Origin of the sequence: Methylobacterium aerolatum (assembly GCF_022179085.1) — a bacterium.
GTDB classification, from domain to species: Bacteria; Pseudomonadota; Alphaproteobacteria; order Rhizobiales; family Beijerinckiaceae; genus Methylobacterium; species Methylobacterium aerolatum.
The window spans coordinates 18,680-43,662 of record NZ_BPQE01000004.1; the positions used below are offsets into that span (position 1 = coordinate 18,680).

The window sequence follows — 24,983 nt, forward strand, 5'->3', positions numbered from 1 at the left end:
GTCCGGCAGCACCTCCTCCCCACGAGGGGGAGGAGAGCAGGTCGCGTTTCCGCTCACACGTGGATGGCGCGCTTGCTCACCGCGAGCGCGGCTTCCTTCACCGCCTCGGTGAGGGTCGGGTGGGCGTGGCAGGTGCGGGCGATGTCCTCGGAGGAGGCGCCGAACTCCATCGCCACCGCCACCTCGGCGATCAGGTTGCCGGCGTCCGCGCCGACGATGTGGACGCCGAGCACCCGGTCGGTCTGCGCGTCGGCCAGCACCTTCACGAAGCCGTCCGTGGTGCCGTTCGCCTTGGCGCGGCCGTTCGCCGTGAAGGGGAACTTGCCCGCGTTGTAGGCGATGCCGGCCTTCGTCAGCTCCTCCTCCGTGCGGCCCACCGAGGCCACCTCGGGGAAGGTGTAGACGACGTTCGGGATGACCTCGTAGTTCACGTGGCCCGATTGCCCGGCCAGGATCTCGGCCACCGCGACGCCCTCGTCCTCGGCCTTGTGGGCGAGCATCGGCCCGGCGATCACGTCGCCGATGGCGTAGATGCCGGTGACGTTCGTGGCGAAGTGCGAATCGACCAGGATGCGGCCCTTGTCGTCCTTCTGGACGCCGGCGTTCTCAAGGCCCAGCCCCTCCGTGTAGGGCACGCGGCCGATGCAGACGAGCACGACGTCGGCCTGCAACGCCTGCGCCTCGCCGCCGGCGGCCGGCTCCACGGTGACGCTCGCGCCCTTCTTGCCGACCTCGACGCCGGTGACCTTCGTGGAGAGCTTGAACTCCATCCCCTGCTTGCCGAGGATGCGCTGGAACTGCTTGCCGACCTCGCCGTCCATGCCCGGCAGGATCCGGTCGAGATACTCGACCACCGTCACCTCGGCGCCGAGGCGGCGCCAGACGGAGCCCAACTCCAGGCCGATCACGCCCGCGCCGATGACGAGGAGCTTCTTCGGCACCCGGTCGAGCTCCAGCGCCCCGGTGGAGGAGACGACGACCTTCTCGTCCACCGTGATGCCCGGCAGGTTCGCCACGTCCGAGCCGGTGGCGATGACGATGGCCTTCGTCTCCAGCATGTGGTTGCCGCCGTCCTCCGACAGCACCTCGACCCGGCCCGCCCCGGCGATCCGGCCGGTGCCGTGGAAGGTCTCGACCTTGTTCTTCTTCAGCAGGAACTCGACGCCCTTGGTGTTGCCCGCCACGCCCTCGGACTTGAAGCTCATCATCTTCTTCAGGTCGAGCTTCGGCGTGCCGACGTCGATGCCGAGGTCGGCGAAGTGCTTGTTCGCCTCCTCGAAGGCCTCGGAGGCGTGCAGCAGGGCCTTCGAGGGGATGCAGCCGACGTTGAGGCAGGTGCCGCCATGGGTCGCCCGCTTCTCGACCACGGCGGTGCGCAGGCCGAGCTGCGCCGCGCGGATCGCGCAGACATAGCCGCCGGGGCCGGTGCCGATGACGACGAGATCGTAGGACATGTCGGTTCGTTTCCTTCGGTCCGGCCGCGCGGCCGGTGCTGTGTGCGCGAACGGGTGGCGGCGGTCAGCGACCGCCGGAGACGAGGAGGTTGGCCCCCGTCATGTAGGCGGCCTCGTCGGAGAGCAGCCACACGATCGGCGCGGCCACCTCCTCGGCCGTGCCGGCCCGGCCCATGGGCTGATCCGGCCCGAGGCGCGCGACCCGGTCCGGCTGCCCGCCGCTGGCGTGGATCTCCGTATCGATGATCCCCGGTGACACGGCGTTGACACGGATGCCCTCGGCTGCGACCTCGCGGGCGAGGCCGGTGGTGAAGGTGTCGATGGCGCCCTTGGAGGCGGCGTAGTCCACGTACTGGCCGGGGCCGCCGAGGCGGGCCGCGACGGAGGACAGGTTGACGATGCCGCCGCCCTGCCCGCCGTGCTTGGTGGACATCCGCCGCACCGCCTCGCGGGCGCAGAGGAAGCTGCCGACGACGTTCGTCGTCATCATCCGCGTGAGCCGTTCGGCGCTCATGTCGGAGACGCGGGCGGCGACATCGACCACGCCGGCGTTGTTGATCAGCGCCGTGACGGGCCCGAGCCGGTCGGCGGCCTCGAACAGGGCGAGCACGTCGGCCTCGACGCCGACGTCGCCCTTCACGGCCACGGCTTTTCCGCCCTTGGCGATGATGGCCTCCACCACCGCCTGCGCCGCCGCCGCATCGGCAACGTAGCTCAGGCAGACGGCGTAGCCGCGCTCCGCCAGCAGCAGGCAGACCGCCCGGCCGATGCCGCGGCCGCCGCCGGTGACGACGGCGACGGGGGTGGTTGTTCCGCTCACGTCTCCGCTCCTTGGTTGCCGGGTCGCTCCGCGTTTCGCCCTGCCTCCGTCATTGCGGGCGGACGCGAAGCCGTCCTGCAGCGCCCCATTCGGCACGGCCCCGCGCCCCTGGATTGCTTCGCGATGCTCGCAATGACGGGGAGGTCTTCAAACGCCTTACAGATCCAGAACGAGCCGCGCCGGATCCTCCAGCGCCTCCTTCACCCGCACGAGGAAGGTCACCGCCTCCTTCCCGTCCACGATCCGGTGATCGTAGGACAGGGCGAGGTACATCATCGGCCGCGCCTCGATCTTGCCGTTGCGGACCACCGGGCGCTCCTCGATCCGGTGCATCCCGAGGATGCCGGACTGGGGCGCGTTGAGGATCGGCGTCGACATCAGCGAGCCGTAGATGCCGCCGTTGGTGATGGTGAAGGTGCCGCCCTGCATCTCCTCGATGGAGAGCTTGCCGTCGCGGGCTTTCTTGCCGAACCCGGCGATCTTCTTCTCGATCCCGGCGATGGACAGGTCGTCGGCGTCGCGGACCACCGGCACGACGAGGCCCTTGTCGGTCCCGACGGCGATGCCGATGTGGTAGTAGTTCTTGTAGACGAGGTCCTGCCCGTCGATCTCGGCGTTCACCGCCGGCACGTCCTTGAGGGCGCCGATCACCGCCTTGGTGAAGAAGCCCATGAAGCCGAGCTTCGTGCCGTGCTTCTTCTCGAAGATGTCCTTGTACTGGCTGCGCATCGCCATCACGGCGGACATATCGACGTCGTTGAACGTCGTCAGCATCGCCGCCGTGTCCTGCGCGTCCTTGAGGCGGCGCGCGATGGTCTGGCGGAGCTTCGTCATGCGGACGCGCTCCTCGCGGGAGGCGTCGTCGGGCGCCGAGGGCGCGCGCGGCAGGGTCGGACGGGCTTCCTTCGCCGGGGCCGACGAGGGGCCCTTGGCGATGGCGCCGAGCATGTCGCCCTTGGTGACGCGGCCGTCCTTGCCGGAGCCGTTCACGCCCGACGGATCGACGCCGGATTCGCGGGCGAGCTTGGCCACCGCCGGGCCGTTATCGCCCACCGGACGGGTCTGGGCCGGAGCGCCCTCCCCGTGGTTGCCGTAGCCGGCGTTGCCCTCGGGCGCCTTGCCGGCGGCCGCCTTCGGAGCCTCGCTGCGGCTCTCGGCCTTGGTCTCGGCGGCCTGCTTCGGCGCCTCCTTTGCGGCGGGCTTCTTGGCGCCCGCGCCCGAACCCTCGACGATCGAGCCGAGGATGGCGCCGGGCTCCACGGTCTCGCCGTCCTTGACGAGGATCTCGCCGAGTTCGCCCGCCGCCGGGGCGTTGACCTCCAGCGTGACCTTGTCGGTCTCGAGTTCCACCAAGGGCTCGTCGGCGGCCACCGTGTCGCCGGGCTTCTTGAACCAGCGGCCGATCGTGGCCTCGCTCACGGATTCCCCGAGCGTCGGGACGAGGATGTCGGTTGCCATGGTCTCGCTCTGTCAGGTCGGCGGGTCCACGGGGGACCCAGGAACGATGCGGCGACCGCGAGGGGCGGTCGCCGGAGATACGGAAGAGGTCAGACCGCCAAGGCCTCGTTGAGGAACGCCTGGAGCTGCGCCTGGTGCTTCGACATCAGGCCCACGGCCGTCGAGGCCGAGGCCGGGCGGCCCACGTAGCGGGCGCGGGACACCGAGGCGTTGGCCTGGCCCAGCACCCATTCGAGGTAAGGCTCCACGAAGGACCACGCGCCCATGTTCTTGGGCTCCTCCTGGCACCACACCACGTCGGCGTTGCGGAAGCGGGCCATCTCGGTGGCGAGCGCCTTGAGCGGGAACGGGTAGAGCTGCTCCACGCGCATCAGGTAGATGTCGGTGATGCCGCGCTTCTCGCGCTCCTCCAAGAGGTCGTAGTAGACCTTGCCCGAGCACAGGACGACCCGGCGGATCTTGTCGTCGCGGACCAGCTTGTACTCGCTGCCCTCGCTCTCGGCCTCGTCCCAGAGCACGCGGTGGAAGGTCGAGCCCTCGGCGAGTTCGCCGAGCGTCGAGACCGCCCGCTTGTGGCGCAGCAGGGACTTCGGCGTCATCAGGATCAGCGGCTTGCGGAAGTCACGCTTCAGCTGGCGGCGCAGGATGTGGAAGTAGTTCGCCGGCGTCGTGCAGTTGGCGACCTGGATGTTGTCCTCGGCGCAGGCCTGGAGATAGCGCTCCAGGCGGGCGGAGGAGTGCTCCGGCCCCTGGCCCTCGTAGCCGTGCGGCAGCAGCAGCACGAGGCCGGACATGCGCAGCCACTTGCGCTCGCCGCTCGCGATGAACTGGTCGAACACCACCTGCGCGCCGTTGGCGAAGTCGCCGAACTGCGCCTCCCACAGCACCAGGGCGTTGGGCTCGGCCAGGGAGTAGCCGTACTCGAAGCCCAGCACCGCCTCCTCCGAGAGCATCGAGTTGATGATCTCGATCGAGGCCTGCCCGTCGCGGATGGCGTTGAGCGGCGTGAAGCGCTGCTCGTTCTCCTGATCGATCACCACCGCGTGGCGCTGGGAGAAGGTGCCGCGCTCCACGTCCTGGCCCGAGAGGCGGACCCGGTTGCCGTCGAGCAGGGTCGCACCGAAGGCCAGCGCCTCGGCGGTCGCCCAATCGATGCCGGCGCCGGTCTCCACCGCCTTGGCGCGGTTGTCCATGAAGCGCTGGATCGTGCGGTGCAGGTGGAAGCCGGGGGGCGCCTGGGTGATCTTGCGGGCGATCTCCTGCAACTGGTCGGCGGGCACGGCGGTGCGGCCCCGGCGCGGGTCGTCCACGTCCTCGTGGACCGCCTTCACGCCGGACCAGCGGCCGTCGAGCCAGTCGGCCTTGTTGGCCTTGTAGTTGGTCGCGATCTCGAACTCGCTGTCGAGCATCCCGCGGAACTCGGCCTTGCGGGCGTCGAGCGTCTCCTGGGAGAGCGTGCCGTTGTCCACGAGCTTGCGGCCGTAGGTCTCCAGCACGGTCGGATGCTTGCGGATCCGCTGGTACATCTTCGGCTGGGTGAAGGCCGGCTCGTCGCCCTCGTTATGGCCGAAGCGGCGGTAGCACAGCATGTCGATGACGACGGGCTTGCCGAACTTCTGCCGGTACTCCACCGCGATCTTGGCGGCGAAGGTCACGGCCTCGGGATCGTCGCCGTTGCAGTGGAAGATCGGCGCCTCGACCATCTTCGCCACGTCGGACGGGTAGGGCGAGGAGCGCGAGAAGCGCGGATCGGTGGTGAAGCCGATCTGGTTGTTGATGATGAAGTGCACGGAGCCACCGGTGCGGTGGCCCTTCAGGCCCGAGAGGCCGAAACACTCGGCCACCACGCCCTGGCCGGCGAAGGCGGCGTCGCCGTGGATCAGCAGCGGAAGGACCGTGCGGCGCTCGACGTTCGGCTTGGCCCACTGGTCCTGCTTGGCGCGGACCTTCCCCAGCACCACCGGATCGACAATCTCGAGGTGGGACGGGTTGGCCGTGAGCGAGAGGTGGACGTTGTTGCCGTCGAAGGCGCGGTCGGAGGAGGCGCCGAGGTGGTACTTCACGTCGCCCGAGCCCTCGACCTCCGCCGGGGAGGCCGAACCGCCCTTGAACTCGTGGAACACCGCCCGGAAGGGCTTGGCCATCACCGTGGTGAGGGTGTTCAGGCGGCCACGGTGGGCCATGCCGAACACGATCTCGCGCACGCCGAGCGCGCCGCCGCGCTTGATGATCTGCTCGAGGGCCGGGATCATCGCCTCGCTGCCGTCGAGGCCGAAGCGCTTGGTGCCCGTGTACTTGAGATCGAGGAACTTCTCGAACCCTTCCGCCTCGATCAGCTTGTTGAGGATCGCCCGGCGGCCCTCGGGGGTGAAGGAAATCTCCTTGTCCTTGCCCTCGATGCGCTCCTGGATCCACGCCTTCTCGGCCGGATCGGAGATGTGCATGAACTCGACGCCGAGCGTCTGGCAGTAGGTCCGCTCCAGGATGTCCACGATCTCGCGGATGGTCCCGAATTGCAGGCCGAGCACGTTGTCGAGGAAGATCGGACGGTCGTAATCGGCTTCGGTGAAGCCGTAATGCTGCGGGTGCAGCTCCTCGTGGTCGCCGCGCGGGGCGAGACCCAGCGGGTCGAGCTTGGCGTGGAGGTGGCCGCGCATCCGGTAGGAGCGGATCAGCATGATCGCCCGCACGGAATCCTTCGTCGCCTGCTCCACGGAGACGCCCGTGGTGGCCAGCACGCCGCCGGGGACGGCATCGACCGGCTTGCCCGGCAGGGCCTCGCCCTTCTTCTCCTTGGCGACGATCTTGTCGCCGATGGCCTTCTCCAGGGCGGACCAGTTGCCGTCCATGGCCGAGACCAGTTCGCCGTTCAGCGGCACCGGCCAGTGCGGCTTCTCCCAGGAGGCGCCGGCGGCGTTCTTCTCGACGAGGGTCTCGTCTTCGCCCAGCGCCTTGAAGAAGCTCTGCCACTCGGCGTCGACGGAGTGGGGATTGCGCGCGTAGGCGGCCTGTAATTCCTCGATGTAGGCGGCGTTCGCGCCGTAGAGGAACGAGGTTTCGAGGAGCGCTTCGTTCACGTCCTGGCGTGCCATGGTGCGTCCATCCTGTCGCTCGCGGCGGGGCCCGGGGCCACCCGCCCTGCGGCACCGGTCGGGACCGGTGTCAGAAAGCGGCGAGGGGCGCGCTCGCGCCCCTCGCCCGGTTCGTCGTTCCGGGCGGCCCAGTCGCCGCCGGGGCCGGTCAGCCCTTCAGCACCTCGACCAGGGTCGAGCCGAGGCGGGCCGGCGACGGGGAGACGCGGATGCCCGCCGCCTCCATCGCCGCGATCTTGTCCTCGGCGCCGCCCTTGCCGCCCGAGATGATGGCGCCGGCATGGCCCATGCGGCGGCCGGGGGGCGCCGTGCGGCCGGCGATGAAGCCGACCATCGGCTTCTTGCGGCCGCGCTTGGCCTCGTCCTTGAGGAACTGCGCCGCCTCTTCCTCGGCGGAGCCGCCGATTTCGCCGATCATGACGATCGACTCGGTCTTGTCGTCGGCCAGGAACAGCTCCAGCACGTCGATGAACTCGGTGCCCTTCACCGGGTCGCCGCCGATGCCCACCGCCGTCGTCTGGCCGAGGCCCGCCGAGGAGGTCTGGAACACCGCCTCGTAGGTCAACGTGCCGGAGCGCGAGACGATGCCGACCGAACCGCGCCGGAAGATGTTGGCCGGCATGATGCCGATCTTCGACTCGCCCGCGGTCACGATGCCGGGGCAGTTCGGGCCGACGAGGCGGGACTTGGAGCCCTCCAGGGCGCGCTTGACGCGCACCATGTCGAGGACCGGGATGCCCTCCGTGATGCAGACGATCAGCGGGATCTCGGCTGCGATGGCCTCGCAGATCGCGTCCGCCGCGCCGGGCGGCGGCACGTAGACGACGGAGGCGTCGGCGCCCGTCGCCTCGCGCGCCTCCAGCACGGTGTCGAACACCGGCAGGCCGAGATGCGTGGAACCGCCCTTCCCGGGCGAGGTGCCGCCGACCATCTTGGTCCCGTAGGCGATGGCCTGCTCGGAGTGGAAGGTCCCGTTCTTGCCGGTGAAGCCCTGGCAGATGACCTTGGTGTTGGCGTCGATCATGATGGACATTTAGGCCTGCGCTCCAGAGTTGGCGCCGTTCACGCCATTCAAGCGACGTATGATTTTTGTGCCGACTATTTGAACTATAATTGTGCTAACAATAGCGGATGGGATTACCGCCATATTTCCGAAGAACAGAGGTCTAATGTTTGCATCATTATCGTATATTGTATCGCCCACAATGACCGGTTCCACGTTCATCGCGATTGTGCATTCGATGCCAATCGAGACGGGAAGCAGAGCAATAAGTGCCTTTGCCACGCGTCCCGTGATCATGCCCGCACTGGGACCGAAAAACCGATCTGTACCCCATATGGCCAGAAGCGACGGGATGGTCAGAATGACTGTACAGATCAGTATAGGTAGTGCGAACATCGAAAACACCGCAATGATCCTCAACCCTTCACAGCGGCGACAATCTTCTGCGCGGCGTCATCCAGGTCGTCGGCCGGGATCACGTTGAGGCCGGAGGCGCGGATGATCTCCTTGCCCTGCTCGACGTTGGTGCCTTCGAGGCGCACCACCAGCGGAACCTGCAGGCCCACTGCCTTCACCGCCGCGATCACGCCGTTGGCGATCACGTCGCACTTCATGATCCCGCCGAAGATGTTGACGAGGATACCCTTCACCTGCGGATCGGCGGTGATGATCTTGAACGCCGCCGTCACCTTCTCCTCGGAGGCGCCGCCGCCCACGTCGAGGAAGTTCGCCGGGCTCTCGCCGTAGAGCTTGATGATGTCGAGGGTGGCCATCGCCAGACCCGCGCCGTTGACCATGCAGCCGATCGTGCCGTCGAGCGCGATGTAGGCGAGGTCGTACTTCGACGCCTCGATCTCCTTGGCGTCCTCCTCGGTCTCGTCGCGCAGGGCGACGATGTCCGGGTGGCGGTAGAGGGCGTTCGAATCGAAGGAAATCTTGGCGTCGAGGCACTTGAGGTGGCCGTCGCCCGTCAGCACCAGCGGGTTGATCTCCAGCATGCTCATGTCCTTCGAGACGAAGGCCTTGTAGAGCTTCTCGGTGAGATCGGCGGCCTCCTTGGCCTGGGCGCCGGAGAGGCCGAGCGCCTTGGCCACCGCGCGGCCGTGGTGGGGCATCACGCCGGTGGCCGGATCGACGGCGATGGTGTGGATCTTCTCGGGCGTGTCATGGGCGACCGCCTCGATGTCCATGCCGCCCTCGGTGGAGACCACGAAGGCGACGCCGCCGGTCTCGCGGTCCACCAGCATCGACAGGTAGAACTCGGCCGCAATCTGCGCGCCTTCCTCGATGTAGAGGCGGTTCACCTGCTTGCCGGCCGGGCCGGTCTGGATGGTGACGAGGGTCTGGCCGAGCATCTCGCCCGCGTACTGCTTCACCTCGTCGATCGACTTGGTGACCCGCACGCCGCCCTTGGCGCCTTCGGGGGCGCCGACGAAGGTGCCCTTGCCGCGACCGCCCGCATGGATCTGGCTCTTCACGACCCAGACCGGGCCGCCGAGTTCCTTGGCCGCGGCCTCGGCCTCGGAGGCGTTGAAGATCGCGACGCCGCGGGAGACGGGCAGGCCGAACTCCCGCAGGACCGCCTTGGCCTGGTATTCGTGAATGTTCATCGGGGACCTCTTTCGGAGGGGCGAATTAGGAATGGCGAATGACAAACAGTTTTCGGGCAGAGCGAGGGAGGCGGTGCGCCCCCTCTTCGCGACACCCTATTCGCTGTTCGCCCGGCGGCTCACGCCAGTGAGGCGTCGACGCCCTTGCACGCCTCGATGAGGCCCTTCACCGAGTTGACGGACTTCTCGAACATCGCCTTCTCGTCGCCGTTGAACTCGACCTCGAGGACCTTCTCGACACCGTTCGCGCCGATCACCACCGGCACGCCGATGAACAGGCCGTCGATGCCGTACTGGCCGTCGAGGTGGGCGGCGCAGGGCAGCACGCGGCGCTTGTCGCGCAGGTAGCTCTCGGCCATGGCGATAGCGGAGGAGGCCGGCGCGTAGAAGGCCGAGCCGGTCTTGAGCAGGTTGACGATCTCGCCGCCGCCCTTGCGGGTGCGCTCGACCATGGCGTCGAGCTTCTCCTGGGTCGACCAGCCGAGCTTGATCATGTCGGGGAGCGGCACGCCCGCGATGGTGGAGTAGCGCACCAGCGGCACCATGTCGTCGCCGTGGCCGCCGAGCACGAAGGCGGTGACGTCCTCCACCGAGACCTTGAACTCCTCGGCCAGGAAGTGGCGGAAGCGGGCCGAGTCGAGCACGCCGGCCATGCCGACGATCTTGTTCTTCGGCAGGCCGGAGAACTTCTGCAGCGCCCACACCATGGCGTCGAGGGGGTTGGTGATGCAGATCACGAAGGCGTCCGGCGCGTGCGCCTTGATGCCCTCGCCCACCGACTGCATGACCTTGAGGTTGATGCCGATGAGGTCGTCGCGGCTCATGCCGGGCTTGCGCGGCACGCCGGCGGTGACGATCACCACGTCGGCCCCGGCAATGGCGGAGTAGTCGCTGGCGCCGGCGAGCTTGGCGTCGAAGCCCTCCACCGGGGCGGCCTCGGCGATGTCCAGCGCCTTGCCCTGCGGCACGCCGTCGACGATGTCGAACAGCACGATGTCGCCCAGTTCCTTGAGACCCGCCAGGAGGGCCAGGGTTCCGCCGATCTGACCGGCGCCGATAAGGGCGATCTTGCTGCGTGCCATGTCGCGTCTGCTCCTCAGGTGACTGGGCCGGACCCGGCGGGAGCGCGACCGCCGGGACGATCCGGGCCGCCGTTCCACCATCCGAAAATCTGCGCGGCTGTGTGGCGGAAAAGCACCGCCGCTTCAACCCGAAGGGAATTGGCCAAAGGTGCCGTTTCCCCGCCGTGGCGCGGGGATTGCACTGGGTGCCCGCGGCGAAAGTGCTGTGCAGCTAAGGTTTTAGGTGCGGTGCAATGTGGGCCGTGGCCCGGAATGACAGATCCGTGAAGCTGTCATTTTTCTCCGCGAGTGGGCGCCGGGACTCGTGAAGCGTCTTGCCGAGGCGGCGAATCCCGTCCCGTCATACGGACGCGGCGAAGCGATCCGGGACAGGCGCCTCGGGGCGAGGCGCTCAACCGGATTCGCTTCGCCGCGTGCGACGACGGTGTGGGGTGGCTCGCGCATCCCCGGCGAAGGGGCGCCGAGCCCCTTCCGTTCAGAGCACGCCGGAGCGCAGCACCCGCTGGATGGCGTGGATGACCGCGCCGAACCGGGCCTCGATCAGGTCGTGGGGCACGTCGGCATCGTGCTGGATCGCGAGCGGATGCGTGAAGCGATAGCTCGCATCGAAGATGTAAGCGATCGCCCGCTCCCGGTCCCGGGCCGAGAAGATGCCGGAGGTGATTCCCTCCTCCACCACGCGCTCCACGAGGCTGCGCAGCCGCACCCGGTGGCGCCGGGCGATGGGGCGGGCGGCGACGGTGGCGTCGAGGTGGACGGAGAAGAGGTTGGGCTCGTTGGTCAGCGCGTCGCGCTGCAGGGCGGCGAGCGCCACAAGCAGGCGCTCGATCTTGTCGTCGGCCGGATCGGGGGCGTCGGCGATGCCCGCAAGACGGGTCTCCACGTCCCGCAGCCAGCGACCCGCCACCGCGTCCAGCAGGGCGTCCTTCGAGGGGAAATAGCGGTAGACGTTGGCGTGGGTCATGCCGGCTTCCGCGGCCACGGCCACGACGGTCACGCGCTTCGGCCCGAGCCGGGCGAGGTGCTCCGTGGCGATGCCGAGGAGGCGGATGTCGGCGGAGACCGGTGCGCGGGATTTGCCCGTGGCACCCGCCTCGGCGCCGTCGCGCGCGGACGCGCCGTCGAGTCCGGTCACGGTGGCCTTGAGATCGCCCTCGTCGTCCTTGGACGAGTCGACCCCCGGCCTGAGGAAAGGCAGCGGCAGGCGGGAAGAGGACAGGTGGTAGGGCGAGGCGGACCCCCATCGTTCCATTTGAAGCGTCCCGTCGCTTCAGGTTGACGTCTTGGCTTCCCCCGGGAGCCGGCGCGGGAACGGCTTCGTGGCCGCTTTATGGTCGTATGTTCAGTTTGATTTGAGAACGCAACAAAATTCTCTCACCAACACCCCCTCAAAAGCGATCCTTCCACGCCCTTAATGAAATGAACACCTGCTCGGGCGAGGCGCCGGGCGATAGGTCGACCGACTGCGCCAATACTGGGTCGTGACTACGCAGGAAGGGATTCGTCGCTCTCTCCCGGTCAAGGGTCGAAGGAATAAGGAAGCGTCCCTGTTGCCGGGCTCCTTCTGCTTCCGCGACACGGTCACGCAGCGCCGCGTTGTCGGGATCGGCGGCGAGGGCGAAGCGGCCGTTGGAGAGGACGTAGTCGTGGCCGCTGAATACCTGCGTCCCGCCGGGCAGGGCGGCGAAGCGTTCGAGGGAGCGCCACAGCACCTCCGGCGGGCCTTCGAGCACCCGGCCGCAGCCCAGGGTGAAGAGCGTGTCGCCGGCGCAGACGATCCCGGCCGCCTCGAACCAATACGTGACGTGGTCGTCGCAATGGCCCGGCGTCTCCCAGACGGCGGCGGAGAGGTTGCCCACGGTCACGGTGTCCCCCTCGCCCACCGCGACATCGACCTGCGGGACGGCCCCGCCGGCCTTGCGCGGCGCCGTGACCTTCGCGCCCGTGGCGGCCTTCACCTCGGGAATGCCGTCGATGTGGTCGCCGTGGCGGTGGGTGACGAGGATGTCCGTGAGGCGCCAGCCGGTCCGCTCCAGCGCCCGCAGCACGGGCGCGGCCTCGGGCACGTCGATCGCGGCGCAGGCGCCCGTCGACGGATCGCGCAGGAGGACGCCGATGTTGTCCTTCCGGCAGAGGAAGGTTTCGACCTGTACGTCCACCGTCATCGCGCTCCGCCCATCCCGTCGCGTCCGGCCCGGGAGCCGGGACGCGCGCTCTCTACCATGGCCGTTCCTTGAACAGGGATCGGGACGGCCGGGTTCCGGCGCGCCTTGCCCTCGACGGGCGACGACACCATTGATGACGGGCCGGCCGTGCGCCCGGCCGTTCCGATCCACCGCGTTTCCCGCCCATGCGCCTCGACGTCAACGGCCTGCGGGCCTTCTACGCTTCGCCCCTCGGCGCCACCACGCGTCGCGTCGTGGGCCGGTCGGTCCACGGGTTCCTCGGCTCGGTCTCGGGCCTGCGCGTTCTCGGGATCGGCTACGCCACCCCCTACCTCGCCCCCGTCCACTGCATCGCGGAGCGGACCCTCGCCTTCATGCCCGCCTCCCAGGGCGTCGTGAACTGGCCGGGGACCGGACGCTCCTGCACGGCGCTGACCGACCCGACGATGATGCCCCTGCCGGAGGCGGCCATCGACCGGGTGATCCTCGTCCACGCCCTCGAATCGGTGGAGAGCCCGACGGAGCTGCTGCAGGAGGTCTGGCGCACCCTCACGCCCGGCGGCCGGATGGTGCTCGTGGTGCCCAACCGCCGGGGCATCTGGGCCCGGCGCGAGGCGACGCCCTTCGGCCACGGCCAGCCCTACAGCCGCTCCCAGCTCGGGCGATTGATGCGGGACACCTTGTTCTCGCCGGAGGGCTGGGCCGAGACCCTCTACATGCCGCCGACGCGCTCGCGCCTGATGCTGCGCACCGGACCGATCTGGGAGACCTTCGGCACGGGCCTCGCCATGCCCTTCGCCGGCCTGCACGTCATCGACGCCACCAAGCAGCTCTACCGGCCGATCCCCGTCGCGCAGGTGCGCCGGGCCAAGCGCCTCGCCCCGGCGAGGGTCCTCGTCCCGGCCCCCGTGCCGGGGTAAGGGATTTCCAAAGGACGGGTCCTTCGGCGGGGTCCAGGGACAAAGCCCCCGGTTGACGCAGGGCTCCGCCCTGCACCCGCCGGAGGGCTTGCCCGCCGGACACAGACGACCAGGGCTACGCCGTGAATATCGAGCCGACCGTCCAGCAATTCCTGCTGGCGTTCTCCGGGCTGATCGCCATCGTCAACCCGATCGGCGGATCGCTGATCTTCGCGCAGGTGGCGTCGGCCTACAGCCATGCCGAGCGGGTGGAATTGTCCCGCCGGATCGGCGTCTACGCGGCGTTCATCATGCTCGGCGCCCTCTGGGCCGGGACGCCGATCCTCAACTTCTTCGGCGTCAGCCTCGGCTCGCTGCGGATCGCGGGCGGCCTCGTCGTGATGTCCTCGGCCTGGACGCAGCTCAACCGGCCGGAGGCGCGGGAGGCGCGCAAGCAGGCGGAGGCCTCGGGATCCTCGGGCGGCCGGCCGGTGGAGCGGCGGGCCGACCCGATCCAGGGCACCCTCTCGGAGGTCGCCTTCTTCCCCCTCACCCTGCCCTTCACCACGGGGCCCGGCACCATCGCCGTGGCGATCACCCTCGGCGCCAACCGGCCCGAGCCCTTCGCCGACCGGCTCGGCTTCTACGCGGGTGTCTCGGTGGCCGCCCTCTGCGTCGCGGCGACCGTGGCCGTGGTCTACGCCTCGGCGGACCGGGTCGTCGCCCTGATCGGTCCCGCCCGGGCCCGGGTGCTCGGGCGCCTCTTCGCCTTCCTCCTCCTCTGCGTCGGGACGCAGATCCTTGTCACGGGCCTGCGGGACACCTTCCCGTCGATCGCCCGCTGATTGCCTCCCCCGGCCCTTTGGAGGCCGGAGGGGGGCGAGCCCTCAGATCACCGGGATCGTGCCGCCGCCGCCGAACAGGGCCGCGTGGCCGAGGTAGTAGAGGGCCAGGAAGGCCGCCAGCGAGGCCGCGTACCACGCCGGGGCGAGGACCACGTCCCGGGTGCGCACGGCGGCCCGGGCATCGTCGGCGGCGATCCCGAGGAGGACCACGATGATGCCGGAATGGCCGATCGCGTCGATCTTGCCGAACTCGAACACCGCCGAGACGAAGATGGCGGCCAGGATGATGGCGGACATCCGCCGGACCAGGGGCGTCCAGAGCAGGGCGAAGGCCAGGGTGAACTCGATGACGCCCGCCGCCTGCATGAAGAGCTCGGGGCTCGCGCCCATCGTCATCTGCGGCTTGGCGGCGATCAGCGGATCGGTCCACTGCGGATAGGCCCACTTCTCGATGGACGCCCACATCAGCGTGATGGCGGCGGTCCAGCGGACGAGGTCGAGGGGGCGGATGTTGAAGGGCTGAACGTCGAGGCCCCGCAGGATCAGGTAAGTGGCCACGCCGAGGAACACCGGATAGTCCGCGAGGTGGAACAGGCCGTACTGCGCCGTGGCGTAGGAGAACAGGAAGACGATCCCCAGCCCCGTCAGGGGCATGGTGCGGCGCCAGATCAGGCAGGCCGCGAGACCGAGCTGGAGCCACGGGATCCACGCCACGTCGGTCTTCAGTTCCGGCGTCAGGATGATGCCGCCGAGGCCCCACAGCGACACGAAGAAGAAGCCCACCGTCGCCCGCACCAGGAGTTCGGTGTCGGTGCGAATCCGCGAGGTCACGCGGTCGAGCGAATTGAGCAGCGCCTGCCCGAGGGGCGTCCCTTCCGCGAGGCAGCCGAACATCAGGCAGCCGAGCGCCAGGGCCACGAGCCACTCGAAGTCGAAGCAAAGAATGGTTTCAAGTCCCCTCGGCTGGCCCGCCACGTCGTAGGCGCAGAACCATTTGACGTGCGCGTTCGCCTCGGCCGTCAAGGCTAGGCTGATTGGAGTCGCGAGCGCGAGCGCCGGAAGAAACCTGCCATCCTTCTTCCCAAGAAGTCTCATGAAACCCTCGCCCCGGCGTCGGCGCTTCGATAAAAATCAATTTAGAGCAAATCCGCCCCCTTGCGATAAGCTTTTGTTAACAGGTCCAGACAAATGGTTAACGCTGTGGATTTCTGTTGTGGAACGCTTCGTTAGCGACACCGGGGGGAATGGGCCGCGCGGGGGGGCGGCGCCGGGAATCGGAACGGTCCGGGAAGCTTGCGGTTAAGGTCCGCGGGGTAGAATTCTCCGTGGGCCGGCAATCGGTGCCCGTCCGGACTGGAGGTCAGCGATGGTATGTGTGGCGAGCGCCGTAAGTCTCTGCCTCGGCGTCTGTCTCGCAGGCCGCGCACCCTCGGCGGGCTTGCGGTCCCAGGCCTTCGAAACCTCGGGCGGTGTCTTCTTCGTATCGGGCCTGGTCCTGCTCGGTTCCGGCCTGCCGCTGTTTCACTAGGGTAGTATTTGCGGCCGGTGTTTCGGCGCCAAAACGACATTGCCCGGCCTGGGCTGTGGACAAGTGTCAAGCCCCATCGATCTGGAATGACTGGATACCTGTTAGGGCCGCGTCTGGCGGCATCCTGAGTGGGGTGGCCCGGCGGGCGGAGATGTCGTCAGCCCGTCCCCTTGCGACAGGCGCCGTCGCCGTCTTCCTCCGCTCGCGGGCGACGTCCCCCGTCTCGACCGTCCCCACGCCCTCTCAGGGCTTGGGTGCATCCACGGGAAGAGGCGCCGTCAGCGCGTTCGATTCGCCCTCCCCCGTCAGCGTCGCGAGGAAGGCCAGCAAGTCGGACTTCTCCTCGGCGGCGAGGTGCAGGACCTTGATCTCCCGCGCACGGCTCGGGCGGTCGATGCCGCCCCGGTCGTAGAGGTTTATGACCGCCGCGAGGTCCGGAAGGGCGCCGTCGTGCATGTACGGTCCGCGCAGCTCCACGTCCCGCAGCGTCGGCGTCTTGAAGGCGTAGCGCAACGCGACCGACTTCGGCATCAGGCGGCCGCGCCCGATGTCGTTGCCCTCGGCGGTGCCGATGTCGTGGAACGAGTTGTCGGTGAAGGACCAGCCGGAATGGCACTGCGCGCAGCCGGCCTTCCCGTTGAACAGGTCGAAGCCGCGCTTGGCGGTTTCGGGGATGGCGGCTTCGTCGCCCGCGATCCAGCGGTCGAAGGGCGCCCGCTTGGCGACGATCGTGCGCTGGAAGGTGGCGAGCGCCTGGTCCAACCGCTCGGCGCTGACCGCCGGGTCGCCGAAGGCCGCCGCGAAGGCCGCGCTGTAGCTCTCGTCCGCCTTCAGGCGCGCCACCGCATCCACGAGCTTGAGATTCATGTTCCCCGCCGCTGCGATCGGCGTGCGCGCCACCGTCTCGAGGTCGCGGAACTTGCCGTCCCAGCCGAGGGGGCCGTCCTGCCACGCGACGTTGAGGATCGTCGGCGTGCGCAGATCCATGTTGCTGCCCGCCAGGGTGGCGGCGCGGGCGCGGCCGTCGGCCCAGCCGAGGCCGGGCTGGTGGCAGGTCAGGCAGGCCCGGTCCCTGGCGCCCGACAGGATGGGATCGACGAATAGCCGCCGTCCGAGTTCGGCCTTGGCCTGCGAGTAGGGGTTGGTCTCGGGGAAGGGGATCGCGTCGGGCACCCGATAACCCGCCCGCCACTCGGCGCGCCGAGGATCGGCCACCGTTCCGGCCGGACCGGACACGGTGATCACAGTGATGAGCGCCGTCGCTGCGGCGCCGATATTCCGCATGATCGACAACATCGCTGCCCTCACTAGCGCAAGGTCAGTTGAAAATTGGTGAATCTGGTCGACCAGCAGCCAAACAACCTCAGAGATGCAACGTTGATCGTCTGACGGCCAAGTTCACCTTCGCCTTCGAACAGACTTGTGCCCGGCGGCCGCGGCGGCCGACCGGGGGCGGGTCAGGCGGCCTCGGTGGAGGTTGCGCGCTCCCGGGCGAGCTTGGACACCGCCATGAGGTCGATCTTGCCCGCGCCGAGCAGGGGAAGCGCCTCCATCACCACCACCTCGGCGGGGATCGCCACGTCCGAGGCTCCCTTACCCTTGGCAAAGGTCTGGTAGGCGGCGCGGGTCGCCTCCTTGGCCTCGGTGAACAGCACGAGGCGCTCGCCCTTGCGGGGATCGGGCACGGCGGCCACCGCGCTCGGCCGGTCCGGCCACAGCTCCGTGGCCAGGGCCTCCACCGAGGCCAGGGAAACCATCTCCCCCGCGATCTTGGCGAAGCGCTTGGCCCGCCCCTTGATCGTCACGAAGCCCGCGCCGTCGATGGCGACGATGTCGCCCGTGTCGTGCCAGCCCTCCGGCGGCGGCTCGATCTGCCCCGGCTTGTCGGCCCGGATGTAGCCGAGCATCACGTTCGGGCCGCGCACCGAGAGGCGCCCGCCCTCCTCGATTCCGGGCACGGGGTCGAGCCGGGTCTCGATGCCGGGCAGGATCCGCCCGACCGTGCCGAAGCGGTTGAACATCGGCGTGTTGAGGGCCACCACCGGCCCGCACTCGGTGACGCCGTAGCCCTCCAGGATGCGCAGGCCGAACTTCTCCAGCCACGTCCGGCGGGTCGCCTCCTTCACCGCCTCGGCCCCGGCCACCACGTAGCGCAGCGAGCGCAGGTCGTAGGCGTGGGCCGCCCGCGCATAGCCGGCCAGGAACGTGTCCGTGCCGAACAGGACGGTGCTGTTGGTGCCGTACACGAGTTCCGGGACGATCCGGTAATGCAGCGGGGACGGGTAGAGGTAGACCGGCACACCCGAGACCAGGGGCAGCACCAGGGCGGCGGTGAGCCCGAAGGCGTGGAACACCGGCAGGACGTTGAACACCTTGTCCATCGGCCCGAAATCGATCCGCGCCGCCACCTGCGCCACGTTGGCGAGCATGCAGCGGTTGGCGAGCACCACGCCCTTCGGCGTGCCCTCGCTGCCCGAGGTGAACAGCACCGCCGCCGGGTCCTCGCCCCGCCGGGGGACCAGGGGCTTGCGGCCGTGGAGGAGGCCGCGGACCTTGTCCCCGAGCCCGATCTCGGCCCGCACGTCCTCCAGGTAGACGAGGCGCACCTTGGCGCTCATCGCCTCGGCCAGGGCACCGAGCCGCCCCTTCTCGATGAAGGCGCGGGAGGTCAGCACGGTGGTCACCTCCGCCGTGGCGCAGGCCGACAGGACGTTGGCCGCCCCGGCCGAGAAGTTGATCATCGCCGGCACGCGCCCCGCCGAGGCGAGGGCGAAGACGGTCACGGCGGTGCCGTTGGCGTTCGGCAGCATCACGCCGATATGCCCGCCCACGGGGGCGAGGGGCATCAGCTTCCGCCCGAGGACGTTGGCCGCCGTCACGAGGCGCCCGTAGGTGAGGCGGCCTGTGACGGGGTCCTCCAGCGCGTTGCGGCGCCAGCCGTGGCGGTCCCCCGCCTCGATCAGCGCGGCCATGATCCCGCGGTCGATGTCGGCGGTGCGGAACAGCAGTTCGGACATCGCGTCGTAGAGCTCCGCGCCCGCCGCCTGGCGCCTCGCCTTGCCCCTGAGCGCGGGGTCCACGTTAAGCCGGAGCGGTGGCATGACGGTGACGGTCACCTTCGGCCACCAGCGCCGCCGGACCTGCCGCCGGGAGAGGCGGGAGAAGGTCGTCTGCTCCAGCCCGTCGATCTTCACGGGTACCACCATCACACCGGACTTGTCGGCGATCAGCCCGGCCCCGTCATAGACCTTCATCAGGCTGCCGGTGACGGTGAGCCGACCCTCGGGGAAGATGATCAGCGTCTCGCCGGAGCGCACGGCGTTGATGAGGGAGCGGGTGGCGAGCGGCCGGGTCGGGTCCAGCGGCATGGCCCGCGTCATCCTCAGGAAGGGCTTCACCCACCAGCGCGCGGCGATGCCGCTGTCGATGGCGAAGACCGGTTCCTGGTCGAGGAGCGACAGGGCGAGAGGCGCATCGAGGAAGGAGACGTGGTTGAGGGCCACGATGCAGTTCGGGCCCGCCTTCTCGATGTTGTCGAGGCCGCGCACCTCCAGCCGGTAGAAGGCGCGGAACAGGATCGAGAGAGCGTCCCGGAAGGGGCTCGTCGGCAGCGTCGCCAGGACGATGGCCCCGACGAGGAGGTTCAGCCCCGCCACCAGGGCGAGCAGCGCCGGGATCGACAGGCCCGCCGCCTGCATGGCGGCGAGCGCCAGGGTGCCGCCGACCATGAAGGCGGCGGTGATGACGTTGACCGCGCCGATGATCCGCGCCCGCATCGCCTTGTCGGTCCAGGCCTGCACGGCGGCGAAGGACGGGACGATGTAGAGACCCCCCGCCATGGCGAGGCCGAGGAAGTCGATCACCGTGCGCAGGCCGCCCTCGCCCTCCAGGAAGCCCCAGGGGCCGACCGCCTCGGCGGGGGGTGGGGGCAGGTGGGCCACGGTCCAGGCGAGGTCGAAGCCGAATAGGGCCATCAGCCCGGCGCCGACGGGGGTCGGCAGCAGCACGATCCGGCCGCTCGCGAGCCACGAGGCGAGGCCGGAGCCCAGCGCGATGCCGATGGAGAAGGTGGCGAGCAGGAGGGTGATGACCGTCTCGCTGCCGTTAAACGCCTCCCGCACCAGCACCGGCAGGAGCGACAGGACCACCACGCCGACCAGCCAGAACCAGCTCACGATCAGCGAGCCGCGCCAGAGCCGGGTATCGACCCAGAGGTCGCGGAGCAGGCTCGCCGTGGAGCGCAGGACGTTGGGATCGACCCTCAGGTCCGGCGCGCCCTCCCCCGTTTCGGGGATCATCCGGGCGGAGAGCCAGCACAGGATGGCGAAGGCCATCACCAGCACGCCGAAGACCAGCCCCGACCCGCCCATGGCCGAGGCGGTGCCGGCGGCGATGGTGCCGAGCAGGATCGCGAGGAAGGTCGCGGCCTCGACGAGCGCGTTGCCGGCGGGCAACTCCTCCCGGTGCAGGTGATCGGGCAGAATGCCGTACTTGATCGGACCGAACAGGGCGGCGATCGTCCCGAACAGGCCGAGCGCGACGAACAGCACCGGCACCGAATGGAGCAGGAAGCCGAAGACGGCGCAGCCCGCCGCGAAGATCTCCGCGAACTTGAGCCGCCGCGCCATCAGCGCCTTGTCGTAGCGGTCGGCCCACTGGCCGCCGAGGCCCGACAGGATGAAGAACGGGCCGATGAAGACCGCGCTCGCCAGGGTGACGAGGACGCCGCCGTGCCCCTCATGGGCCGCCCCCTCCCCGCCCGCGATGCCGAACAGGATGAGGAAAGCCAGCGCGTTCTTGAGGAAGTTATCGTTGAAGGCCGAAAAGAACTGGCACCAGAACAGTGGCGCGAACCGCCTTGCGGTCATCAGCGAACGAAACATGGCGGGCTCCCGGCTCCGGCCATGACTGGCCCAAGCGCGGCGCCGAGGTCAAATCCGGCCCTTTGCCGTCGATGCGCCCCGCCTTCCCCGCAGGGACGGGCCGGGGGTCAGCGCCGGTCGATCATGGCCCGGATCGCCGTCCCGCAATCGTAGGACCGCATCACGTGCTGGGTCAGCACCAGGGCCAGCAGCCCGAGGATCCCCGCCGCCACGCAGGGCAGCGCGAGCAGGAGGGTCAAAACCGAGCCGACCGCCGCGCGCTCGCCCAGGGAAGCCCTCGGCCAGGGATCGACCGGCAGCCTGATGGAACGACCTGTCGGCATGGGAGCACTCCCCTGCGCTGGCGCCACGCGGCGCCCGCTCGAATCGGGCCGCGTCCGGCAGTCTCAGTATTGGCCCGCAACGGGGGCCGGGGTCGAGCCCGATTTTCGCGCTGGGATGTCGCAACCGCCTCCGCCGCGCCGCCGCCGGTGGAAATCCCCGCCGGGAAAGCCAGTTTCCGCGCTGGCCCTCAGCGGAGGGCCAGCGGCCGCTTCGCCCCAGGACCCGATACGATGCCCGGTTACCTGCCCTTCGCGGGCGCCCTGCAGCTTCCCGCCTACACCTGCGACAACTGCGGGTTCTGGCAGCGCCATTTCGAACCCCCGCCCTCCTGCCCGATGTGTCTCGACGCGCGCCACGTCGTCCCGCAGGACGGGTGGCGTTTTCGCGATACGAAGGAGGCCCAGGACGCCTTCCCCTGCCACTGGCAGGAGCTGGAGCCGGGCGTCTGGCGGTTCTGGAACGAGCCCGTTTCCGGGATCGGCCCCTCCGCCTACCTGGTCCAGACCGAGGCCGGGAACATGGGCTTCGAAGGCTGCCCGGTCTTCAGCGAGGCCGCCCTCGACCAGATCGCTCGCCTCGGGGGCATGAAGGTGCTCTCGGCCTCGCACCCGCATTCCTACGGCGCGCTGGTGCAGCTGCAGGACCGGTTCGACCCGGAACTCTGCCTGCCCGCCGCCGACTTCACCTGGAGCGCGGCGTTGCAGGTGAGCTGGCCCTACGACGACTTCCTCGAACCCCTTCCCGGCCTCGAACTGCACCGCACGGCCGGGCATTTCGACGGCCATGCGGTGCTGTTCGACCGCGCGCGGAAGATCTGCTTCTGCGGCGACGCCCTGAAGTTCGAACTCGATCCCCAGGATTTCCGCCGGGCGCGGACGATCTCCGCGCACAAGGCCTTCGTGCGCGGGGTACCGCTGACGGTGAACGAGTTGCGCCGCTACCGCGACGTGTTCGAGCGCCTCGACTTCACCCAGACCTGGACCCCCTTCGAGCCCGCCGCCAATTGCGGCCGGACCGAGGTGCTGGCGCTGATCGACCAGATGCTCGCCACCCGCCCCCATGCGGCGCCGGTGCCATTGGAGGAGTTGGGGAGGTAACACACCTTCCCCGCCCTTCGCCTCGTCATTGCGAGCAAAGCAAAGCAATCAAGGGAGCCGCACCATCTGCAAGCGGCCCGCTTCCCTGGATTGCTTCGCTACGCTCGCAAAGACGGGTGTGCGTGGTGCCCCGGATCGTTCTCCAACCGGATCGGCTGCCCGTGCGGCGTGGCATGGGCGGCGCGGAGCCATGCGGCGGTGCGGGCCTCGACGCTGCCGGCATCGGCCACCCCGCGTTGCGCGAGCAGGCGCTCGAGGGTCGAGAGCCAGCGCCCGTAATCGGCCGCCTGCTCGCCCTCCTCCGGGCGGATGGTCTCGCCGAGGGCCTGCGCCCACTCGCCCCAGGTGAACAGCCCCGCCTCCTGCAAAGAGACGACGAGGGCGAAGACCTGCGCCTCCCACGGGGCGGCGAAGGGGCCTTGCGGCTGCGGCGCGCTCATGCGGGATCGAGGTAGGGCTCGAAGGCGGCGATGGTGACGCGCCCGCCGGGATCGGCGTCGGCGCCCCACAGCTCCGCCGCCTCGAAGGCGACGGTGTAGAGCCAAGCCGGGTTCTCGCCCGCCTTCGCGGCATTGGTATCGGGGAAGACGAAGGCGCCGTGCACCGCCTCGACCCGGCCCCGGCGGCCCCGCGCGTAGCGCGGCAGGCGCGTGTGCCCCACCGGGTTCATCACCCTCGCGACGACCGGATCGCCCACCGCGAAGCGAGCGGGCGCCTCGGGCGCCCGGTCGCTCGGGAAGCCGGCCCGGAAACGCGGTGCGAGGCTGTCGGCGGCGAGGACGCGGGCGACCGGTGCGGCCGGTGTCGAGGCGCGGCCCGCCGCGATCTCGTCCCGCGTCGCGAGGCCGTTCGCCAGGATCTGCTTCTCCAGGGCCTCCAGCCAGATCTTGTAGTAGCTGGAGGACAGATATTCCGCGGGCGGCAGGGATTCCCGGGCGGCGCGGCTGCCGTCGAGGTTCCAGGCGCCGGTGAAGCCCATCGCCATGGCCAGCGCGAAGACACGTTTCTCCCACTCGCCGTGGAAGACGGGCTCGTCCGGCTCGGGCACCACGGGGCCGAAGCCGTGGCCGCCGCCGAGGTCCTGCCCGCCGTTCACGGCCGGATCTCCCCGGAGCCGGGGGACAGCGGCAGCCCGGTGCCGATCATCGCGTCGCGGGTGACGAGGGCGGCCAGCGCCTCTTCCGACAGGCCCTCCGTCCCGGCGGGCCGCAGGGGCAGCACCATGAAGCGGGTCTCGGCGGTCGAATCCCAGACGGTGATCCGCGTGGTCTCCGGCAGGCTGACGCCGAACTCGGCGAGCACGCCGCGGGGGTCGCTCACCGCCCGCGCCCGGTAGGGTGGCGCCTTGTACCAGACCGGCGGCAGGCCGAGCACCGGCCAGGGGTAGCAGGAGCAGAGGGTGCACACGACCATGTTGTGCGTGTCCGGCGTATTCTCGACCACCACCATGTGCTCGCCCCCTCGGCCGCCGATGCCGAGTTCGCCGATAGCCGGGGTCGCCTCCGCCAGGAGCCGGGCCCGGTAGGCCGGGTCCACCCAGGCGCGGGCGACGACGCGGGCGCCGAGATGCGGGCCGACCTTGGTCTCGTACATCTCGATCAGGGCATCCAAGGCCGCCGGCTCGACATACCCCTTCTCCACGAGGAGCGATTCCAGCGCCCGCACCCGCGCCTCGACGGGCGAGAGGTCGCTTCCGTGATCGTGATCGTGATCGTGGTCCGGATGGTGGTGGGTCATGGCCATTCCTCGCATTCAGAATGCACGTCCGAAGGCGCGGAGGCCACCCCCGGCCCGGCTGCCGAGCGATGCGGGCTGCGGATCGTCACAAACCGGGGCAGAATGTTCGGGACGATTCGGCAAACTTGGCCGTGACAGTTTAGCGATGGTTCAGGAGGCCGGTGCTAGCCGACTTTAGAGATATTCCAGGATGTAGTATCCAAGAGGCAGCCCATGCAGCCAAGCCAGCCGGTCCGGCCGGACGAGACGACCGACGCGCCCGCTCCGGCGCCCTCCCCCACCAGCGAGATCGGCCGGCACCTGAGCCTGCCCCTGCGCGACTACTTCGCCCTGGCGGCGGAGGAGGCGCTGCCGGAGCGGCTTTCGGGTCTCGTGGAACGCCTCGATCGGCTGCTCGCGCAGGTGCCACCCCCCGGCGAGGGCGCCGCCCCCGCCTCGGTGCTGTTCGATTTCCGTTCGGACATCATCAAGACGCTGCCGGCCCTGCGGACCTTCGCCTTGTCCCTGTGCGGAGACGTGACCCGCGCCGACGACCTCGTGCAGGAGGCGTTCGCGCGGGCTTGGGCCAACCAGCACCGCTTCCAGCCGGGCACCAACTTCACCGCGTGGCTCTTCACGATCCTGCGCAACCTCTTCTACTCCGACATGCGCAAGGCCAAGCGCGAGGTGGAGGATGCCGACGGCGCCCATGCCGAGCGGCTGGTCGCCCTCTCCGACCAGGAGGATTCGAGCACCTTGCTCGCCGTGCGCCGCCGCCTCGGCCGCCTTCCCGCCGCCCAGCGCGAGGCCCTGCTCCTCGTCGGCGCCGAGGGCTTCACCTACGAGGAGGCGGCGGACCGGATCGGCTGCCAGGTGGGCACCGTGAAGAGCCGGGTCAGCCGCGCGCGGGCGACGCTGCTCGCGGAACTCGGCCTCGCTGCCCAGGAACCGGGGGCACGGCCGGCCATCGGGTGAGCCCGCCAAGGATGCCTCCCGCGAACGCCTCC

General features: G+C 69.5%; 20 protein-coding genes. 4 read left to right on the forward strand and 16 right to left on the reverse strand.

What is annotated here, in order from left to right; translation table 11 throughout:
- Positions 1 to 53 precede the first annotated feature (53 nt).
- The 9 genes from lpdA to gloB form a co-directional block, all read right to left on the reverse strand.
- Positions 54 to 1,454 carry a dihydrolipoyl dehydrogenase gene (lpdA, locus tag MFF06_RS02565; RefSeq protein WP_238201444.1) on the reverse strand — a complete coding sequence of 467 codons (1,401 nt, stop codon included), beginning with the start codon at positions 1,452 to 1,454 and terminating at the stop codon, positions 54 to 56.
- Between the two features lie 64 nt (positions 1,455 to 1,518).
- Entirely contained in the window at positions 1,519 to 2,274 is a 756-nt protein-coding gene (locus MFF06_RS02570) for an SDR family oxidoreductase (protein ID WP_238201445.1), read from the reverse strand.
- Positions 2,275 to 2,430: 156 nt separating this feature from the next.
- A complete protein-coding gene (gene odhB / locus MFF06_RS02575; protein ID WP_238201446.1) occupies positions 2,431 to 3,732 on the reverse strand; it encodes a 2-oxoglutarate dehydrogenase complex dihydrolipoyllysine-residue succinyltransferase in 1,302 nt (433 codons plus the stop codon).
- Between the two features lie 89 nt (positions 3,733 to 3,821).
- Positions 3,822 to 6,824, reverse strand: coding sequence for a 2-oxoglutarate dehydrogenase E1 component (locus MFF06_RS02580; protein WP_238201447.1), 3,003 nt, complete (start codon positions 6,822 to 6,824; stop codon positions 3,822 to 3,824).
- A 148-nt stretch (positions 6,825 to 6,972) separates the two neighbouring features.
- Complete coding sequence (gene sucD, locus MFF06_RS02585) at positions 6,973 to 7,857, reverse strand: succinate--CoA ligase subunit alpha (RefSeq protein WP_238201448.1); 885 nt, start codon at positions 7,855 to 7,857, stop codon at positions 6,973 to 6,975.
- A 386-nt stretch (positions 7,858 to 8,243) separates the two neighbouring features.
- The gene (sucC, locus tag MFF06_RS02590; RefSeq protein ID WP_238201449.1) at positions 8,244 to 9,437 is read right to left on the reverse strand and encodes an ADP-forming succinate--CoA ligase subunit beta; all 1,194 of its coding nucleotides are present in this window, start codon (positions 9,435 to 9,437) and stop codon (positions 8,244 to 8,246) included.
- Positions 9,438 to 9,556: 119 nt separating this feature from the next.
- Complete coding sequence (gene mdh, locus MFF06_RS02595) at positions 9,557 to 10,519, reverse strand: malate dehydrogenase (RefSeq protein ID WP_238201450.1); 963 nt, start codon at positions 10,517 to 10,519, stop codon at positions 9,557 to 9,559.
- A 475-nt stretch (positions 10,520 to 10,994) separates the two neighbouring features.
- Positions 10,995 to 11,570 carry a TetR family transcriptional regulator gene (locus MFF06_RS02600; protein ID WP_306421644.1) on the reverse strand — a complete coding sequence of 192 codons (576 nt, stop codon included), beginning with the start codon at positions 11,568 to 11,570 and terminating at the stop codon, positions 10,995 to 10,997.
- A 337-nt stretch (positions 11,571 to 11,907) separates the two neighbouring features.
- Positions 11,908 to 12,684 carry a hydroxyacylglutathione hydrolase gene (gene gloB / locus MFF06_RS02605; RefSeq protein ID WP_238201452.1) on the reverse strand — a complete coding sequence of 259 codons (777 nt, stop codon included), beginning with the start codon at positions 12,682 to 12,684 and terminating at the stop codon, positions 11,908 to 11,910.
- Positions 12,685 to 12,869: 185 nt separating this feature from the next.
- Between gloB and MFF06_RS02610 the strand changes: the two genes are divergently transcribed.
- Positions 12,870 to 13,604, forward strand: a complete 735-nt coding sequence (locus MFF06_RS02610; RefSeq protein ID WP_238201453.1) for a class I SAM-dependent methyltransferase — start codon at positions 12,870 to 12,872, stop codon at positions 13,602 to 13,604.
- A gap of 122 nt (positions 13,605 to 13,726) precedes the next feature.
- Complete coding sequence (locus MFF06_RS02615) at positions 13,727 to 14,428, forward strand: MarC family protein (RefSeq protein ID WP_238201454.1); 702 nt, start codon at positions 13,727 to 13,729, stop codon at positions 14,426 to 14,428.
- A gap of 42 nt (positions 14,429 to 14,470) precedes the next feature.
- On the opposite strand, the gene MFF06_RS02620 is transcribed toward MFF06_RS02615, so the two are convergent.
- From MFF06_RS02620 to MFF06_RS02635, 4 genes are all read right to left on the reverse strand, one after another.
- The gene (locus MFF06_RS02620; RefSeq protein WP_238201455.1) at positions 14,471 to 15,523 is read right to left on the reverse strand and encodes a hypothetical protein; all 1,053 of its coding nucleotides are present in this window, start codon (positions 15,521 to 15,523) and stop codon (positions 14,471 to 14,473) included.
- Positions 15,524 to 16,199: 676 nt separating this feature from the next.
- The gene (locus MFF06_RS02625; protein WP_238201456.1) at positions 16,200 to 17,252 is read right to left on the reverse strand and encodes a cytochrome-c peroxidase; all 1,053 of its coding nucleotides are present in this window, start codon (positions 17,250 to 17,252) and stop codon (positions 16,200 to 16,202) included.
- Positions 17,253 to 17,413: 161 nt separating this feature from the next.
- Complete coding sequence (locus tag MFF06_RS02630; RefSeq protein ID WP_238201457.1) at positions 17,414 to 20,839, reverse strand: acyl-[ACP]--phospholipid O-acyltransferase; 3,426 nt, start codon at positions 20,837 to 20,839, stop codon at positions 17,414 to 17,416.
- A gap of 107 nt (positions 20,840 to 20,946) precedes the next feature.
- Entirely contained in the window at positions 20,947 to 21,162 is a 216-nt protein-coding gene (locus tag MFF06_RS02635; protein ID WP_238201458.1) for a hypothetical protein, read from the reverse strand.
- 231 nt (positions 21,163 to 21,393) lie between these two features.
- Here MFF06_RS02635 and MFF06_RS02640 point away from each other — a divergent pair, with 231 nt between their 5' ends.
- Positions 21,394 to 22,260 (forward strand): MBL fold metallo-hydrolase, encoded by an 867-nt coding sequence (locus tag MFF06_RS02640; RefSeq protein WP_238201459.1) that lies wholly within the window; start codon positions 21,394 to 21,396, stop codon positions 22,258 to 22,260.
- Between the two features lie 98 nt (positions 22,261 to 22,358).
- Here MFF06_RS02640 and MFF06_RS02645 read toward each other — a convergent pair whose 3' ends face one another.
- From MFF06_RS02645 to nthA, 3 genes are read right to left on the reverse strand one after another with little or no spacing between them, the layout of a single operon-like run.
- Complete coding sequence (locus MFF06_RS02645) at positions 22,359 to 22,700, reverse strand: nitrile hydratase accessory protein (RefSeq protein WP_238201460.1); 342 nt, start codon at positions 22,698 to 22,700, stop codon at positions 22,359 to 22,361.
- On the reverse strand, positions 22,697 to 23,356 hold the full coding sequence (gene nthB / locus MFF06_RS02650; RefSeq protein WP_238201461.1) for a nitrile hydratase subunit beta: 660 nt from the start codon (positions 23,354 to 23,356) through the stop codon (positions 22,697 to 22,699). Before nthB ends, MFF06_RS02645 begins: the two co-directional genes overlap by 4 nt.
- The gene (gene nthA, locus MFF06_RS02655; protein ID WP_238201462.1) at positions 23,353 to 23,997 is read right to left on the reverse strand and encodes a nitrile hydratase subunit alpha; all 645 of its coding nucleotides are present in this window, start codon (positions 23,995 to 23,997) and stop codon (positions 23,353 to 23,355) included. The genes nthB and nthA overlap by 4 nt, the downstream gene beginning before the upstream one ends.
- Positions 23,998 to 24,210: 213 nt before the next feature.
- Between nthA and MFF06_RS02660 the strand changes: the two genes are divergently transcribed.
- Complete coding sequence (locus MFF06_RS02660) at positions 24,211 to 24,951, forward strand: sigma-70 family RNA polymerase sigma factor (RefSeq protein ID WP_238201463.1); 741 nt, start codon at positions 24,211 to 24,213, stop codon at positions 24,949 to 24,951.
- The last annotated feature ends 32 nt before the right edge of the window (positions 24,952 to 24,983 follow it).

Bases quoted from the DNA above. Each gene is read 5' to 3' on its own strand.
- lpdA (WP_238201444.1), bottom strand. From the start codon at position 1,454: ATGTCCTACGATCTCGTCGTCATCGGCACCGGCCCCGGCGGCTATGTC.
- odhB (WP_238201446.1), bottom strand. From the start codon at position 3,732: ATGGCAACCGACATCCTCGTCCCGACGCTCGGGGAATCCGTGAGCGAG.
- MFF06_RS02580 (WP_238201447.1), bottom strand. From the start codon at position 6,824: ATGGCACGCCAGGACGTGAACGAAGCGCTCCTCGAAACCTCGTTCCTC.
- sucD (WP_238201448.1), bottom strand. From the start codon at position 7,857: ATGTCCATCATGATCGACGCCAACACCAAGGTCATCTGCCAGGGCTTC.
- sucC (WP_238201449.1), bottom strand. From the start codon at position 9,437: ATGAACATTCACGAATACCAGGCCAAGGCGGTCCTGCGGGAGTTCGGC.
- mdh (WP_238201450.1), bottom strand. From the start codon at position 10,519: ATGGCACGCAGCAAGATCGCCCTTATCGGCGCCGGTCAGATCGGCGGA.
- gloB (WP_238201452.1), bottom strand. From the start codon at position 12,684: ATGACGGTGGACGTACAGGTCGAAACCTTCCTCTGCCGGAAGGACAAC.
- MFF06_RS02610 (WP_238201453.1), top strand. From the start codon at position 12,870: ATGCGCCTCGACGTCAACGGCCTGCGGGCCTTCTACGCTTCGCCCCTC.
- MFF06_RS02620 (WP_238201455.1), bottom strand. From the start codon at position 15,523: ATGAGACTTCTTGGGAAGAAGGATGGCAGGTTTCTTCCGGCGCTCGCG.
- MFF06_RS02625 (WP_238201456.1), bottom strand. From the start codon at position 17,252: ATGTTGTCGATCATGCGGAATATCGGCGCCGCAGCGACGGCGCTCATC.
- MFF06_RS02630 (WP_238201457.1), bottom strand. From the start codon at position 20,839: ATGTTTCGTTCGCTGATGACCGCAAGGCGGTTCGCGCCACTGTTCTGG.
- MFF06_RS02635 (WP_238201458.1), bottom strand. From the start codon at position 21,162: ATGCCGACAGGTCGTTCCATCAGGCTGCCGGTCGATCCCTGGCCGAGG.
- MFF06_RS02640 (WP_238201459.1), top strand. From the start codon at position 21,394: ATGCCCGGTTACCTGCCCTTCGCGGGCGCCCTGCAGCTTCCCGCCTAC.
- MFF06_RS02645 (WP_238201460.1), bottom strand. From the start codon at position 22,700: ATGAGCGCGCCGCAGCCGCAAGGCCCCTTCGCCGCCCCGTGGGAGGCG.
- nthA (WP_238201462.1), bottom strand. From the start codon at position 23,997: ATGACCCACCACCATCCGGACCACGATCACGATCACGATCACGGAAGC.
- MFF06_RS02660 (WP_238201463.1), top strand. From the start codon at position 24,211: ATGCAGCCAAGCCAGCCGGTCCGGCCGGACGAGACGACCGACGCGCCC.